Here is a 14,511-nt window from a genome sequence, read left to right on the forward strand (position 1 = left end):
CGACCCCATCCCCCTCCCGACCAGGAGCACCCATGCGAGCAACACTCATCCACGGCGAGCGCGACATCCGACTCGAGGAGGTCCCCGACCCGCAGCTCTCGACGGGGCGCGACGCGATCGTCCGCGTCACCGCGGCCTGCGTCTGCGGCTCGGACCTGTGGCCCTACCGCGGCGTCACGCCCACCAAGGAGGCGCACCGCATCGGCCACGAGTTCGTCGGCGTCGTCGAGGAGATCGGCGACGACGTGCACGACGTCGCGGTCGGCGACTTCGTGATCGCCCCGTTCTACGTCTGCGACGGCACCTGCGCGAACTGCGCCAACGGCGTCTCCACCTCGTGCCTCACCGGCGGCTGGTGGGGCGCCGAGGTCCGCGAGGAGGGCTTCGCGGACGGCGCCCAGGGCGAGAAGGTGCGCGTGCCCCTCGCCGACGGCACGCTCTTCCGCGTGGGCATCGATCCGGACCCGGCGCTCATCCCCAGCCTGCTCACCCTCGCCGACGTGATGGGGACCGGCCACCACGCCGCGGTCTCGGCCGGTGTCACCGCGGGCTCGACCGTCGCGGTCGTCGGCGACGGCGCGGTCGGCCTCTGCGCCGTCCTGGCGGCCAAGCGCCTCGGCGCGACCACGATCATCGCGATGTCGCGGCACGAGTCGCGGCAGAACCTCGCCCGCCGCTTCGGGGCGACCCACATCGTCGAGACCCGCGGCGACGAGGGCGTCGCGCGCGTCCGCGAGCTGACCGGCGGGATCGGCGCCGACTGCGTGCTCGAGTGCGTCGGCACCAAGGAGTCGATGCAGCAGGCCCTCGACTCCGCCCGCCCCGGCGGCATGGTCGGCTACGTCGGCGTCCCCAACGGAGGCCCCGAGCTGCCCGTCCGCCAGATGTTCGGCTCGAACGTGGGCGTCAACGGCGGAGTCGCGCCGGTCCGCGGCTACATGGCCGAGCTGCTGCCGGACGTGCTCAGCGGCGCGATCGAGCCCGGTCTGGTCTTCGACCTCGAGCTGCCCCTCGAGGAGATCGCCGAGGCGTACGCCGCCATGGACGAGCGCCGCGCGATCAAGACCCTCGTGCGTCCGTAATCCCGCGGAGGGGCGCCGGCACGGCCGCGAGGAGTAGCCTCCCGCGCATGACCGCGTCAGCCCGCACCGCCACGACGGCGCCCCTCTTCCACCCCGACCTCGCGCTCGGTCGCTTCTTCCCACCTATCGTCCTCGGCCCGCGACTGCTGCGCCTCGCCACGCGTCGCGTCGCCGAGGGAGGTGAGGCTCCGCCCGACATCGTGGTCGACGACCTCGAGATCCCCGTCGCCGGAGCCGCTCCCGTCCGGGCCCGCAGCTACCGGCCGCGCATCCTCCGCGGTACCGCTCCCGCGCTCCTCTGGGTGCACGGCGGCGGCATGGTGCTCGGCAGCCACCTCCAGGACGAGGCGTCCTGCATCGACTTCGCCCGCACCCTGGGCATCACGGTCGTCTCCGTCGACTACCGCCTCGCGCCCGCGCATCCGGCCCCGGCTGCCGTCGAGGACGTGCTGGCCGCGTTCGACTGGCTCGTCGAGCACGCGCAGGAGCGCGGCGTCGACCCGGCGCGCATCGCCGTCGGAGGCGCGAGCGCGGGCGGCGGCATCGCCGCGGGTGCGACCCTCCTCGCCCACGACCGCGGAGGAGCGCAGCCCGCGTTCCAGCTGCTCGTCTACCCGATGCTCGACGACCGCACCGTCACCCGGCCTGGTCCTCCTCCGCGCGGCGTCCGCGTCTGGACCCCGGGCAGCAACCGCTTCGGCTGGACCGCCTACCTCGGCGGCGAGCCCGGCGGCCCCGGCGTCACGGCCTACGCCGCCCCCGCCCGCCGCGACGACCTCACGGGCCTCCCGCCGGCCTGGATCGGCGTCGGCGGCCTCGACCTCTTCCACGACGAGGACGTCCGCTACGCCGAGCGCCTGCGCGCGGCCGGAGTGCCGTGCGGGCTCGAGATCGTGGAGGGCGCCTTCCACGGCTTCGACGCCCTGTTCCGCCGGACCGGCGTGGCGAAGCGCTTCTGGGCGGCGCAGGCCGCGGCGCTCGGCCAGGCCCTCCTCGCCTGACCTCCGCGTCGACCCGCCGGGCCGATTCCGTCTCCGGCGCTCGGCACTGCGAGGCTGACGGGCGACGGCCGCCGCCGCCCGCGCATCACCCGTGCCGCACCTGCCGCGCATCCGTTTCCGCCCAGCCCCGCCCCGTCTCCCGGAGGACCCATGGACATCGACCGCCTCGCCACCCGCTACGAGATCGCCCTGCCCGCCTGGATCGGTGACGCCCTCCGCGACGTCCCCGAGGTCCTCCCGAGCCTCGAGGACCGGATGGCCCTCGTGCACGCGCTCGCCGACCGCAACTTCCGCGAGGGGAACGGCGGCCCGTTCGCGGCGATCGTCGTCGAGCGCGACTCCGGTCGTCTCGTCTCGGTCGGAGTGAACGTCGTCCTCGGCAGCGGGGTCTCGTCCGGCCACGCCGAGGTGACGGCGCTCGGTCTCGCGCAGACCGCGCTCGGCACCTGGGACCTCGGCGGCGAGGGCCTCCCCGCGCACGACCTGGTCGTCAACTGGCGCCCGTGCGTGCAGTGCTACGGAGCGACGATGTGGTCGGGGGTGCGCCGGCTGGTCGTCGCGGGGTCCGGCCCCGAGCTCGAGGAGATCAGCACCTTCGACGAAGGGCCGATGCGCGAGGACTGGGCCGCGCAGTTCGAGGCCCGCGGCATCGAGGTCGTCGACGGCGTGCTCCGCGACGAGGCCCTCGACGTGTTCCGCGCCTACCGCGCCTCCGTCGACTCCGGCGAGGTGCTCGTCTACAACGCCCGCGCCGACTCCTGATACCGCGGCGGGTCCGGTCCTCGCATCGGTTCCGCGCCGGACGCACGGGAGCCCCGCCTCAGCGGGGCCCCGTGCGGTCCTGAGCTGCCGGCCGCTGGAAGCGGTCAGCGGCGGCTCAGCGCCACCAGTCGTCGAACATCGACAGCGGCACCTGGCGCTTGTGCTCGGTCGCGGCGTACCGCGCCTCGATCGCCTCGGCGACGGCCCGGTCGACCTCGCCGCCCTCGAGGTACGTGTCGAGGTCGGCGTAGGTGAGCCCGAGGTTCGTCTCGTCGGTCTGGCCGGGGTTGTCGTCGAGCAGGTCCGCCGTCGGCGCCTTCTCGTAGAGCCGGGCCGGTGCGTCCAGGTGCTCGAGGAGCGAGCGCCCCTGCCGCTTGGTGAGGCCGGTGAGCGGGAGGACGTCGGCGCCGCCGTCGCCGTACTTCGTGAAGAAGCCGGTGACCGCCTCGGCCGCGTGGTCGGTCCCGACGACGAGCATCCCGGCCTGGCCGGCGATCGCGTACTGCGCGATCATCCGCATCCGCGCCTTCACGTTGCCCTTCACGAAGTCGCTGATCGGCTCGTCGACCGCGTCGCCGAATGCTGCGGCCACGCCGTCGACGCCCTGGTGGATGTCGAAGACGACCTGGCGGTCCGGGCGGATGAACGTGAGGGCGAGCTGGGCGTCCTCCTCGTCGGCCTGCACCTTGTACGGCAGGCGGACCGCGATGAAGGAGGCGTCGCCGCCGCTCGCGCGGACCTGCTCGACCGCGAGCTGGCAGAGGCGCCCGGCGAGGCTCGAGTCCTGGCCGCCGCTGATGCCGAGGACGAGGCCCTTCGCGCCGGTGCTGCGGAGGTAGTCGGCGAGGAATCCGCTGCGCCGTTCGACCTCGACGGCCGGATCGACGGCGGGGGAGACGTGGAGCTCGGAGATGATCTGCTGTTGGACGTCGCGCACGGCTTCACGCTACTCCGGATGCTCCCCGGCGGCCCCTCCTCGCCGCGGACGCGCAGGCTCCCGACGCCTCCCCGAAACAGGGTCCGCCCGCCGCGTCCGACTGGCGCGGCGCCTACCCGCGCTCGGCGACGATGCGGGCGATGCGCGCCGGGACGGTGTCGTCCTGGAGGCTCGTCACGTCTCCGAGCGGGCGGCCGTCGCGGATGTCGCCGAGCAGCCGCCGCATGATCTTGCCGGAGCGGGTCTTGGGCAGATCCGGCACCACCACCACGTCGCGCGGCTTGGCGATCGGACCGATCGCGACCGCCACGTGGTCGCGCAGGAGCGCCGAGAGCGTCGTGCCGAGCGCGGCCCAGTAGGCCGGGTCCTCCTCGGCGCGGTCGACGGCCTCGTCGGAGGGGATGACGAACGCCGCGATGGCCTGGCCGGTCGTCGCGTCGGCGACTCCGACGACTCCGGCCTCGCCGACGGCCGGATGGGCGACGAGTGCCGACTCGATCTCGATCGTGGACAGGCGGTGCCCGGAGACGTTGATGACGTCGTCGACGCGGCCGAGCACCCAGACGTCGCCGTCGGCGTCGTACTTCGCGCCGTCCCCGGAGAAGAACCACCCCTGGGACGCGTAGCGGGCCCAGTAGGAGTCGCGGTACCGCTCCGGGTCGCCCCACACGGTGCGGGCGAGCGCCGGCCCGGTCCGGTCGACCACGAGGTAGCCGCCGGAGCCGTTCGGCACCCGCTCGCCGTGCTCGTCCACCACGAGGACGCCGAGCCCGGGCAGGGCTCCGAGCGACGAGCCCGGCTTGAGGGTCGAGACGCCCGGCAGCGGGCACATCACCGCGGCGCCGGTCTCGGACTGCCACCAGGTGTCGACGATCGGGCAGCGTCCGCCGCCGATCGCCTCGTGGAACCAGACCCAGGCCTCGGGGTTGATGGACTCGCCGACGGTGCCGAGCAGGCGCAGGCTCGACAGGTCGTACCGGGCGGGCACGCCCTCGGGGAACCAGGTCATCAGGGTCCGGATCAGCGTCGGCGCCGTGTAGTAGACGGTCACCCCGTACCGCTCGATGATCTCGAAGTGCCGGGCCGTGTGCGGGGTGCTCGGGGTGCCCTCGTAGATCACCTGGGTGAGCCCGTTCGAGAGCGGTCCGTAGATCTCGTAGGTGTGCGCGGTGACCCAGGCGAGGTCGGCGGTGCACCAGTGCACGTCGTCCGGCTTCGCGTCGAACACCGCCCAGTGCGTCCAGGAGGCCTGCGTGAGGTAGCCGCCGCTGGTGTGCACCAGCCCCTTGGGCTTCCCGGTCGTGCCGGAGGTGTAGATGATGAACAGCGGCGTCTCGGAGTCGAAGGCCTCGGCCTCGTGGACGTCGCTCTGCGCGTCGACCAGCTCGTGCCACCAGACGTCGCGGCCCGGGGTCCACGGGACGTCGGTCTCACCGGTGCGGCGGACGACGAGGACGTGCTCGATCGACGCGACGCCCTCGACCGCCCGGTCGGCGCTCGCCTTGACCGGCACCGCCGCTCCGCGCCGGAACTGCCCGTCCGTGGTGACCAGGAGCTTCGCGCCGGTGTCCTCCACGCGGAACCGCACCGCCTCGGCGGAGAAGCCGCCGAAGACGAGCGAGTGGGTCGCTCCGATCCGCGCGATCGCGAGCGTGATGACGATGGTCTCGGGGATCACCGGGAGATAGACGACGACGCGGTCGCCCTTACCGATCCCGAGCGCGGTCAGCGCGTTAGCGGCGCGGGAGACCTCGCGGTGGAGCTCGGCGTAGGTGATCGACCGCCGGTCGCCGCGCTCGCCCTCGAAGTGGAGGGCGGTCTTCCCGCCGCGTCCCGCGTCCACGTGGCGGTCGACGCAGTTGACGGCCACGTTCAGCCGTCCGCCCTCGAACCAGGCCGTGCGCGGCACCGAGAGCGAGCCGTCGGGCAGCGGAGCGGCAGGCTCCCAGCTGTGGGCGGTGTGCCACGGCTCCGCCCACTCCAGGCGGCGGGCCGCCTCCTCCCAGAACGCGACCGGATCGGCGGCGGCTCGCGAGTACTCCTCCGCGCCCGCGTTCGCCTGGGCGGCGAAGGCCGCGGGCGGGGGGAACCGGCGGTGCTCGTCGAGCAGGTTGGCGATCGTCCCGCTCACGCTCGGAGCTCCCTCCCCGGCGCTCACGCCCACTTCCTCACGGCGTAGCGCTGGAACACGCCGACGACGGCATCGGTGAGCTTGCCCAGCACGGCCAGCAGGACGATCGCCAGGAACACCCGGTCGATCCGGCCGTTGTTCTGGCTGTCGATGAGGCGGAAGCCGAGGCCCATCGAGGAGGCGATGAGCTCGGAGGCGACCAGGAACAGCCACGACTGGGCGAGCGCGAGGCGCAGCCCGGAGATCACGGACGGGATCACCGCGGGCAGCTGCACCGTCGTGAAGAGCCGGACGCCCGAGAGGCCGAAGGCGCGGCCCGCCTCGACGAGGTGCCGGTCGACGTGGCCGAGCGCCGTGGCCACCGTGGTGAAGACCGGGAAGAACGCGCCGATCGTGATCAGCGTGATCTTCGACTCCTCGCCGATGCCCATCCAGAGCAGCAGCAGCGGGACCCAGGCCAGCGACGGGACCGCCCGGATCGCGCCGAGGGTCGGGCCGAGGACGACCTCCCAGACGCGGGAGAGCCCGAAGAGCGCGCCGACCACGAGCCCGAGCGCCGAGCCGAGCGCGAACCCGATGAGCACGCGCTGCGTCGAGATGGCGACGTCCTGGCCGAGGTCGCCGCGCTGGGCGAGGTCGACGCCGGCCGCCCAGACCATCGCGGGCGAGGGGAAGACCGCCACCGAGACCATCCCGGTCGTCGTCGCGATCTGCCAGGCGGCGAGCAGCAGCACGGGCAGGATCGCGCCTCCCGCGACCACGAACCACCGTCGCGTGGTGAGCGGGTGGGAGCGGTCCTCGCGGAGGCGGCGCTGGGAGGCCGCGACCGACGGGCCCGCCGTCACGAGTCCGGGCTCACCCGGCATCGGCGCGGACAGCGCGCTCCGCCGCAGCACATCGGCGTCGGTCGCGGTGTCGTCGTCGCGGATCGTCATCGTCGGTCTCCTCGGATCACGGGGTCGGGGGCGGAGGGCCGGACCCTCAGGCGCCGATGGCGCTCGGGTCGGCCGCCGAGGCGTAGGTGTCGTCGAGCAGCGAGTCGAGCGCGTCGTCGACCTGCTGCTGCGAGGCGACGTCGCCGTTCTCGACGAAGATCGGGCCGATCACGGCGAGCACGTCGGTCTGCGCGGAGCCGGGGACGTTGTCGACGTCGAGGTTGCTGCGCTCGGTGATGACCGTCGTCGCCACCGCCACGTCGAGGCCGGCGACGGAGGCGAGGATGCTCGCCGTCTCGTCCTGGTTCTCGAGCGCCCAGGCGCGGGCGTGCTCGTACGCGTTCACGACGGTCTGCGCGAGGTCCGGCTTCTCGGCGAGGAAGCTCTCGGTCGCGTTGAGCAGGCCGTAGGAGTTGAAGTCGACGTTGCGGTAGAGCAGGGTCGCCCCGGCCGCCTCGGCGCCGGCCATGATCGGGTCCAGGCCCGCCCAGGCGTCGACGGAGCCGTTCTGCAGCGCCGCCCAGCCGTCGGCGTGCTGCAGGTTCTGCACCGTCACGTCGCCGATGCCCAGCCCGGCGGCCTCGAGCGCCTGCACCAGGAAGAAGTAGGGGTCGGTGCCCTTGGTGGCCGCGATCTGCTTGCCCTTGAGCTGCTCGACCGACGTGATCGCCGAGCCGGCGGGGACGACGAGGGCCGACCACTCCGGCTGCGAGAAGATGTCGATCGTCCTGATCGGCGAGCCGTTCGAGCGGGCGAGCAGTGCGGCCGAGCCGGCGGTGGAGCCGACGTCGATCGCTCCGGCGCGCAGGGCCTCGTTGGCCTTGTTGGAGCCGGCCGACTGCACCCAGGCGACGGTGACCTGCTGCTCGGCGAGGGCGGCCTCGAGCCAGCCCTTCTCCTTGATGACCAGGCTCAGCGGGTTGTACGTCGCGAAGTCGAGCGTGAGCGTGCCGCCCCGGGTTCCTCCGGAGGCGGCGTCGGCGGTCGCGGCCGCCGCTCCTCCTCCGCCCTCGCCCTGCACGCAGCCCGCGAGGAGCGGGACGGCGGCGGCGGTGAGCAGACCGGCGAGAGCGGTGCGGCGGGTGAGCGGGGAGCTGGTGAACGACATGGGGGCCTCGGCTTCGGGGATGCGGTGACAGCGAGTGTGGACGCTGCAGGGGAGGGGCGGTGCGGGGAGGTGCTCGTGCGGTGGAGAGCGGGAGGAGGAGGCGGCTGGGGAGGGAGGTCGTGCCGCCCGGACCGTGCCGCCCGGGTGGAGGGATGCGGGTCGATCCGCCCGGGGTCAGTGCCGCTCGATGCCCAGCCCCGCGAGGAGCTCGGCCCGGTGCTCGGCGAGCTCCGCCGAGCCGCGGTCGCGCGGCCGCGCTCCGGGGACGGTGACGATCCGCTGGATGCGCGAGACGCCTCCGGGCTCGTCGCGCCCGAGGAGCACGATGCGGTCGGCCAGCTGGAGGGCCTCGTCGACGTCGTGGGTGACGAGGAGGATCGTCGCCGGAGCCGCCGCGTGCACGTCGAGCAGCAGGTCCTGCATCCGCAGGCGGGTCAGCGCGTCGAGCGCCCCGAAGGGCTCGTCCAGGAGGAGCACGCCGGGGTTCCGGGCGAGGGCGCGGGCGAGGGAGGCGCGCTGGGCCATCCCTCCGGACACCTCGCGGGGCCGCGAGCGGGCGTGCGCGGTGAGGCCGACCAGCGAGAGCAGCTCGTCGACGGCGGCGCGGGCGGCCGGGCGCGGGGTGCCGCGGGGCAGGCCGAGCGCGACGTTGTCGGCGATGCTCCGCCAGGGCAGCAGCCGCGGCTCCTGGAACGCCACCGCGCAGCGCGGGTCGATGCCGGAGACGGGGGCGCCGTCGATGAGGACGGACCCCTCGGAGGCGGTGTCCAGGCCCGCCGCGATGCGCAGCAGCGTCGACTTGCCGCAGCCGCTCGGGCCGAGGATCGCGATGACCTCGCCCGCGGCGGCCTCGAGCGTCACGTCCGTCAGCACGGGGGACCCGGGCGCGAAGGTGCGGCCGACCCCCTCGAAGCGCACGGGGAACGCCGACTGGCCGAGCTCGGCGTCGAAGGCCAGGCTCGTGCGGGCGGCGGGGGTGGCGGGCATGTCTCTCCGGGCAGCGGGACGGGCGGGCGGATCGTCCGATCGTACGGAGAGGCTCCCGGCGGCACAGCGGGGACCGACACGGGGAGTAACACAGGGGGTGGGACGCGGAAGGCCTCCCCGGTCCGCGGACGGGGGAGGCCTTCCGCCGGAGGGCTACGCCTGGACGAGCACGAGCTCCTCGAGGGGCAGGCGGGTGCGCGGCGCGGTCTCGCGCTCGCGGAGAGTCTCGTTCGCCAGCGCGTCGGCGTCGGCCGCGACTCCCACCGCGGCGATCGTCACCGGGTCGAAGCGCTCGTCGACGCCGAACGCGGCGCGGACGGCGTCCTTGTCGAAGCCGGCCATCTGGTGCACGTGCAGGCCCTCGTGGTGCGCCTGGACGCTGAGGTGGGCGATCGACTGGCCGAGGTCGTAGACGGCCCAGGGGCGCGGCTTCCCCTCGGAGTCGACGGTCTCGGCCAGCGCGACGACCAGGACGGCGGCGGAGCCGGCCCAGGCGCCGTTGAAGCCGGCGAGGGTCGAGACGATGCGGTCGAACTCGTCGGTTCCGCGGCGGGCGACGATGAAGCGCCACGGCTGCGAGTTGCTGGCGGACGGGGACCAGCGCGCGGCCTCGAGGAGGGACGCGAGGGTCTCGTCGGAGACGGTCGCGGTCGCGTCGTAGGAGCGGGGGCTCCAGCGCTCCGCGAGGACGTCGAGGATCGGGGCGCTGGTGCTGGCGGTGCGGGAGGCGGTGGCGGACATCGCGGGGCTTCTTCCGTGCGGGGGACTGGGGGAGGGGCTCCGTCGCCCGTGGAGCCCAACCGTCCCCGCCCCGCGGGCATTCCCGCGCGTGCACGGCAGACGCCCGCACGCTCGTTCGCCTACGGAGGAGCGGGCCGCCTCCGAGCCCCGGAACGGTACGGTGGGAGACGGCGTGGTCACCCCGCGCACCACCATCCACGACTCTGGAGGATCATCCATGGCCCAGCACTTCGACGTCGTCGTCCTGGGGGCAGGCCCCGGCGGATACGTGGCCGCGATCCGCGCCGCCCAGCTCGGCAAGTCCGTCGCCGTCGTCGAGAAGCAGTACTGGGGCGGTGTCTGCCTCAACGTCGGCTGCATCCCGTCCAAGGCGCTGCTGCGCAACGCGGAGCTCGCCCACCTCTTCCACACCCAGGCGAAGCAGTTCGGCATCTCGGGCGACGTCTCGTTCGACTTCGGCGCGGCGTTCGACCGCAGCCGCTCGGTCGCGGACGGCCGCACCAAGGGCGTCCACTTCCTGATGAAGAAGAACAAGATCGCCGAGTTCGACGGCGTCGGCTCCTTCACCGGCCCGCAGGGCCTCGACGTGCAGCTGAGCAAGGGCGGCACGGAGTCGCTGACCTTCGACGACGCGATCATCGCGACCGGCGCGAGCGTCCGCCTCCTCCCCGGCGTCGAGCTCTCCGAGAACGTCGTCACCTACGAGACCCAGATCATGACCCGCGAGCTCCCCGACACGATGGCCATCGTGGGCGCGGGCGCGATCGGCATGGAGTTCGCCTACGTCCTCAAGAACTACGGCGTCGACGTGACGATCATCGAGTTCATGGACCGCGCCCTCCCCAACGAGGACCCGGACGTCTCCAAGGAGATCCAGAAGCAGTACAAGAAGCTCGGCGTCGAGATCCTGACCTCGACCAAGGTCGAGTCGGTCGTCGACAAGGACGGCTACGTCACGGTCACCTACACCGCGAAGGACGGCACGCAGTCGACCCTCGAGGTCGACAAGGTGCTCATGTCGATCGGCTGGGTCCCCCGCACCGAGGGCTTCGGCCTCGAGAAGACGGGCGTCGAGCTCACCGAGCGCGGCGCGATCGCGATCGACGACCACATGCGCACCAACGTGCCGCACATCTACGCCATCGGCGACGTCACCGCGAAGCTGCAGCTCGCGCACGTCGCGGAGGCGCAGGGCGTCGTCGCCGCCGAGACCCTCGCCGGTGCCGAGACCCAGACCCTGGGGGACTACCGGATGATGCCGCGCGCGACGTTCTGCCAGCCGCAGATCGCCTCCTTCGGCCTCACCGAGAAGCAGGCGACGGACGAGGGACACGAGATCACCGTCTCGACCTTCCCCTTCATGGCGAACGGCAAGGCCCACGGCCTCGGCGAGCCCACCGGCTTCGTGAAGCTCATCGCGAGCAAGAAGTACGGCGAGCTCCTCGGCGCCCACATGATCGGCCCGGACGTCTCGGAGCTGCTTCCCGAGCTCACGCTCGCCCAGAAGTGGGACCTCACGGCGACCGAGCTGGCCCGCAACGTGCACACCCACCCGACGCTGTCGGAGGCGCTGCAGGAGGGCTTCCACGGCCTCAAGGGGCACATGATCAACATGTAGGGCTCGTCCCTCCACGGCCTCCGGCCCGCAGGATCCCGCTCGGCTCGTCCGCGGCGGATCCTGCGGGCCGGAGCCGTTTCCGGGGGCGTCCACAGGGCTCCGGCGCCGCTCCCGCTACCGTGGCCCGATGGATCCGCGCCTGCTCGACCGCCTCGCCGCCGACGCCTGGCCCGCGCTCGTGCGGCGCCCCCTCGGCGCGTGGGAGCTGCGCGCCTCCGCAGGAGTCACCAAGCGCGCGAACTCGGTGCTCGCGTCCGGCGACGTCGTCGACCAGGAGGCGGCGCTCGACGCGGCGGAGGCGTTCGCCCGCGAGCACGGGATCGCGCCCCTCGTGCAGATCGGGCCGCCGAGCCCCGCCGGTCTGACCGGGCTGCTCGCCGAGCGGGGCGCCGCGCCGATCGACCGGACGCTCGTGCTGACCGGATCGGTGCAGGAGGCGCTCGCCGCCCTGCCCGCGACGTCGAGGCCCGCGCCGCCGGTATCCGCGCCGCGGCCTCGCGTCCGCCTCGCCCCGGCTCCCGACGAGGACTGGCTCGCCCTCTGGTGGTCGGTGGACGGTCGCGGTGGCGCGGAGGAGCGTGCGGTCGCCGAGCGCATCCTCGCGGGCTGCCCCTCCTCCTACGCTCTCGCCGTCGACGGGGACGGCCCGGCCGCGACCGGCCGCCTCGCGCTCGTCACGGCGCCGGACGGCGAGCTCTGGGGCGGCCTCTTCGCCCTGGCGACCCGGCCGGACGCCCGGCGCCGCGGGCTCGCCTCCGCCGTGATCCGCGCCCTCCTCGAGGACGCGTCCGGCCGGGGCGTCGCGCGCTTCTGGCTCCAGGTGCTCGCCGAGAACGCCGGCGCCCGCCGCCTCTACGCGTCCCTCGGCTGCCGCGAGTCGTCCTGGTACGAGTACTGGCGCTGACCCGCTCGCGAAGGAGGAGCGGGGTGCGCGGGTCAGGCGTTCGCGAGCACGGCGCGGGCGACGGCCTCGGCCTTCGCCGCGTCGCCGGTGACGGTCACGCGCCACCACACGTCGTCGGCCAGCGCGTCGATCTCGCAGACGCCCGCCGCGCAGCCGGTGAGGGCCTTCTCGCCGAAGCCGTCGAGCGGCTCGAGCGGGATCGCCAGGCCCGAGGTCAGCGAGAGGTTCCGCCAGCCGTCGTCGCCGTTCGGGAGCGCGTCGACCGTCACTCCCGAGTAGGCGGCGCTGGAGGCGTCGCTCCAGCTGCAGGAGGCGTACCCGGCCCGGGCGGCGGCAGCGGCCGACGCGGTGGTCGGCGTCCCGGTCCCCGTCCCCGCGGTAGCCTGCGCGAGACCGGCGGCACCGGACAGCTGCTCGGCCGTCAGGACCTCGGTGCAGACGGGCGCCGTCGCGGTGACCGGCTCGTCGAGGCTGCCGAGCGCGGCGGAGGCGGTGCCGGTCGCCAGCGCGGCGAGGTCGACCGCGGCCGGGGCGCCGCGCAGCTGCAGCGTCACCCAGGTGGCGTCGGCGAGCAGGTCCAGGTCGCAGCTGCCGTCGGTGCAGGAGCCGTAGGCCTCGACGCCGGTCTCCAGGCGCGGGCCCGGACGGCCGGCGAACGCCTCGGCGGCGTCGTCGACCGCCGCCGCGGTGATCGAGGCGTCCTCGTCGTACCAGGCGCAGCGGAGCACTCCGCCGTTCTCCTCCGCGGCCTCGCGGATCAGCTCGCCCGAGGAGCGCGTCGTCACCTCGCGGCTGCCCTCGAGAGCGCTGCGGGAGACCCCCAGCGCCGAGGCCGCCCGTGTGGCGGGGAGGAGGGAGTCGCAGCCCAGGCGGGTCGAGGCCGTGGGCGAGGGCGTCGGAGTCGCGGAGGGCGTCGGAGTCGCGGACGGAGTCGGAGCGGCGGTCTCGGACGCCGACGGGGTGGCCGCGACGTCCGAGCGCTCGGCCGACGTGCAGCCCGTCAGCGCGACGAGAACGGCGAGCGCGGCGCCGACCGTCGCCAGGCGCGGGAGGCGGGCCCTCACGCGGCCAGCTCGCGCTCGATCGCGGCCGTGAACGCGTCGATGTCGTCCTCCGTCGTGTCGAAGGAGCAGACCCAGCGGACCTCGCCGGTCGCCGGGTTCCAGTCGTAGAAGCGGTAGGCGGTGCGGAGCCGGTCCGCGACTCCGGGCGGCAGCGTCGCGAACACCGCGTTGGCCTGGGTCTGCTGCGTGAACTCGAGCCCGGTGATCCGGCCGGCGGCGATCGCCTCCTCGAGCCCCGAGCGCAGGCGCGCCGCCATGGCGTTCGCGTGCCGGGCCGAGCGGAGCCACAGGGGCTCCTCCTCGCCGCCGTCGCCGAGCAGGGCGAGCAGCTGCGCCGAGATGAAGCGCATCTTGGAGGACAGCTGCATGTTGGTCTTGCGGAGGAAGGTCAGCCCGGTCGAGGCCGCCGGGTCGAGCACGACGATCGCCTCGCCGAGCAGGATGCCGTTCTTGGTGCCGCCGAACGAGAGCACGTCGACGCCCGCGTCGGTCGTGAAGGACCGCAGGGGCAGGCCGAGGGCGGCCGCGGCGTTCGCGATGCGCGCCCCGTCCATGTGCAGCCGCATGCCGAGGCCGTGCGCGTGGTCGGCGAGCGCGCGCACCTCCTCGGGGGTGTAGACGGTGCCGAGCTCGGAGGACTGGGTGATCGAGACCACGAGCGGCTGGGCGCGGTGCTCGTCGCCGAAGCCCCACGCCTCCTGGTCGACCAGCGCCGGGGTCAGCTTGCCGTCCGGCGTGTGGACCGTGAGGATCTTGATCCCGCCGACCTTCTCCGGCGCTCCGCCCTCGTCGGAGGTGATGTGCGCGGTGCCCGCCGAGACGACGGCGCCCCAGCGCGGCAGCATCGACTGCAGACCGGTGACGTTGGCGCCCGTGCCGTTGAAGACGGGGAAGGCCTGGGCCTGCTCGCCGAACTCGCGGCGGAACGCCTCCTGCAGGCGCTCGGTGTAGACGTCCTCGCCATAGGCGATCTGGTGCGCTCCGTTGGCCGCGGCGATCGCGGCGAGGACCTCGTCGTGCACTCCGGAGTAGTTGTCGGAGGCGAAGCCGCGGACGTCGGGATCGTGCAGAGCGCTCATCCCTCCATCTTCGCAGCCCGCCGCCCGGAGGAGCCCCGGAGGCGCCCGCCGAGACACCCCTCCTGCCTCCCGCATGTTTCGGGCAGGTGAAAGGACGACGACCCGAAAGCCGATCTCCGTCAAGAAGTTGGTATCGGCTGGGAGGCAGGCCACTCTTGACGT

Annotated in this window: 13 protein-coding genes; 5 read left to right on the forward strand and 8 right to left on the reverse strand. The window is 73.8% G+C overall.

Annotated elements, in window-relative coordinates:
- Positions 1-32 precede the first annotated feature (32 nt).
- From C5C53_RS01290 to C5C53_RS01300, 3 genes are all read left to right on the forward strand, one after another.
- On the forward strand, positions 33-1,082 hold the full coding sequence (locus C5C53_RS01290) for a zinc-dependent alcohol dehydrogenase family protein (RefSeq protein ID WP_104222823.1): 1,050 nt from the start codon (positions 33-35) through the stop codon (positions 1,080-1,082).
- 47 nt (positions 1,083-1,129) lie between these two features.
- Positions 1,130-2,083: an alpha/beta hydrolase gene (locus C5C53_RS01295; RefSeq protein ID WP_104266598.1), complete on the forward strand. Its 954-nt coding sequence runs from the start codon at positions 1,130-1,132 to the stop codon at positions 2,081-2,083.
- 150 nt (positions 2,084-2,233) lie between these two features.
- On the forward strand, positions 2,234-2,845 hold the full coding sequence (locus tag C5C53_RS01300) for a nucleoside deaminase (protein ID WP_181027247.1): 612 nt from the start codon (positions 2,234-2,236) through the stop codon (positions 2,843-2,845).
- A gap of 115 nt (positions 2,846-2,960) precedes the next feature.
- Here the strand turns inward: C5C53_RS01300 and nadE are convergent, their stop codons facing one another.
- The 6 genes from nadE to C5C53_RS01330 form a co-directional block, all read right to left on the reverse strand.
- Positions 2,961-3,782, reverse strand: coding sequence for an ammonia-dependent NAD(+) synthetase (gene nadE, locus C5C53_RS01305; RefSeq protein WP_104222821.1), 822 nt, complete (start codon positions 3,780-3,782; stop codon positions 2,961-2,963).
- A 112-nt stretch (positions 3,783-3,894) separates the two neighbouring features.
- Complete coding sequence (acs, locus tag C5C53_RS01310; RefSeq protein WP_104266631.1) at positions 3,895-5,913, reverse strand: acetate--CoA ligase; 2,019 nt, start codon at positions 5,911-5,913, stop codon at positions 3,895-3,897.
- Between the two features lie 23 nt (positions 5,914-5,936).
- Positions 5,937-6,848 carry an ABC transporter permease gene (locus C5C53_RS01315; RefSeq protein ID WP_244229541.1) on the reverse strand — a complete coding sequence of 304 codons (912 nt, stop codon included), beginning with the start codon at positions 6,846-6,848 and terminating at the stop codon, positions 5,937-5,939.
- A 46-nt stretch (positions 6,849-6,894) separates the two neighbouring features.
- Positions 6,895-7,956, reverse strand: a complete 1,062-nt coding sequence (locus tag C5C53_RS01320; RefSeq protein WP_104266599.1) for an aliphatic sulfonate ABC transporter substrate-binding protein — start codon at positions 7,954-7,956, stop codon at positions 6,895-6,897.
- 174 nt (positions 7,957-8,130) lie between these two features.
- The gene (locus C5C53_RS01325) at positions 8,131-8,943 is read right to left on the reverse strand and encodes an ABC transporter ATP-binding protein (RefSeq protein ID WP_104222820.1); all 813 of its coding nucleotides are present in this window, start codon (positions 8,941-8,943) and stop codon (positions 8,131-8,133) included.
- Between the two features lie 153 nt (positions 8,944-9,096).
- On the reverse strand, positions 9,097-9,684 hold the full coding sequence (locus C5C53_RS01330; RefSeq protein WP_104260960.1) for a nitroreductase family protein: 588 nt from the start codon (positions 9,682-9,684) through the stop codon (positions 9,097-9,099).
- 217 nt (positions 9,685-9,901) lie between these two features.
- On the opposite strand from C5C53_RS01330, the gene lpdA reads away from it, so the two are divergent.
- Complete coding sequence (gene lpdA, locus C5C53_RS01335) at positions 9,902-11,302, forward strand: dihydrolipoyl dehydrogenase (RefSeq protein ID WP_104222818.1); 1,401 nt, start codon at positions 9,902-9,904, stop codon at positions 11,300-11,302.
- A gap of 127 nt (positions 11,303-11,429) precedes the next feature.
- Positions 11,430-12,206, forward strand: a complete 777-nt coding sequence (locus tag C5C53_RS01340; RefSeq protein ID WP_104266600.1) for a GNAT family N-acetyltransferase — start codon at positions 11,430-11,432, stop codon at positions 12,204-12,206.
- Positions 12,207-12,238: 32 nt separating this feature from the next.
- Here the strand turns inward: C5C53_RS01340 and C5C53_RS01345 are convergent, their stop codons facing one another.
- Together C5C53_RS01345 and C5C53_RS01350 are read right to left on the reverse strand one after the other, a co-directional pair.
- Positions 12,239-13,270, reverse strand: a complete 1,032-nt coding sequence (locus tag C5C53_RS01345; RefSeq protein ID WP_104266601.1) for a hypothetical protein — start codon at positions 13,268-13,270, stop codon at positions 12,239-12,241.
- On the reverse strand, positions 13,267-14,349 hold the full coding sequence (locus tag C5C53_RS01350) for a low specificity L-threonine aldolase (protein ID WP_104266602.1): 1,083 nt from the start codon (positions 14,347-14,349) through the stop codon (positions 13,267-13,269). Before C5C53_RS01350 ends, C5C53_RS01345 begins: the two co-directional genes overlap by 4 nt.
- Between the last annotated feature and the right edge of the window lie 162 nt (positions 14,350-14,511).

It is taken from the genome of Rathayibacter sp. AY1E3, from assembly GCF_002932235.1.
GTDB lineage: Bacteria > Actinomycetota > Actinomycetes > Actinomycetales > Microbacteriaceae > Rathayibacter.

Excerpts from the sequence above, each read along its gene's own strand:
- C5C53_RS01290 (WP_104222823.1), top strand. The coding sequence starts at position 33 with ATGCGAGCAACACTCATCCACGGCGAGCGCGACATCCGACTCGAGGAG.
- C5C53_RS01295 (WP_104266598.1), top strand. The coding sequence starts at position 1,130 with ATGACCGCGTCAGCCCGCACCGCCACGACGGCGCCCCTCTTCCACCCC.
- C5C53_RS01300 (WP_181027247.1), top strand. The coding sequence starts at position 2,234 with ATGGACATCGACCGCCTCGCCACCCGCTACGAGATCGCCCTGCCCGCC.
- C5C53_RS01315 (WP_244229541.1), bottom strand. The coding sequence starts at position 6,848 with ATGACGATCCGCGACGACGACACCGCGACCGACGCCGATGTGCTGCGG.
- C5C53_RS01320 (WP_104266599.1), bottom strand. The coding sequence starts at position 7,956 with ATGTCGTTCACCAGCTCCCCGCTCACCCGCCGCACCGCTCTCGCCGGT.
- C5C53_RS01325 (WP_104222820.1), bottom strand. The coding sequence starts at position 8,943 with ATGCCCGCCACCCCCGCCGCCCGCACGAGCCTGGCCTTCGACGCCGAG.
- C5C53_RS01330 (WP_104260960.1), bottom strand. The coding sequence starts at position 9,684 with ATGTCCGCCACCGCCTCCCGCACCGCCAGCACCAGCGCCCCGATCCTC.
- lpdA (WP_104222818.1), top strand. The coding sequence starts at position 9,902 with ATGGCCCAGCACTTCGACGTCGTCGTCCTGGGGGCAGGCCCCGGCGGA.
- C5C53_RS01340 (WP_104266600.1), top strand. The coding sequence starts at position 11,430 with ATGGATCCGCGCCTGCTCGACCGCCTCGCCGCCGACGCCTGGCCCGCG.
- C5C53_RS01350 (WP_104266602.1), bottom strand. The coding sequence starts at position 14,349 with ATGAGCGCTCTGCACGATCCCGACGTCCGCGGCTTCGCCTCCGACAAC.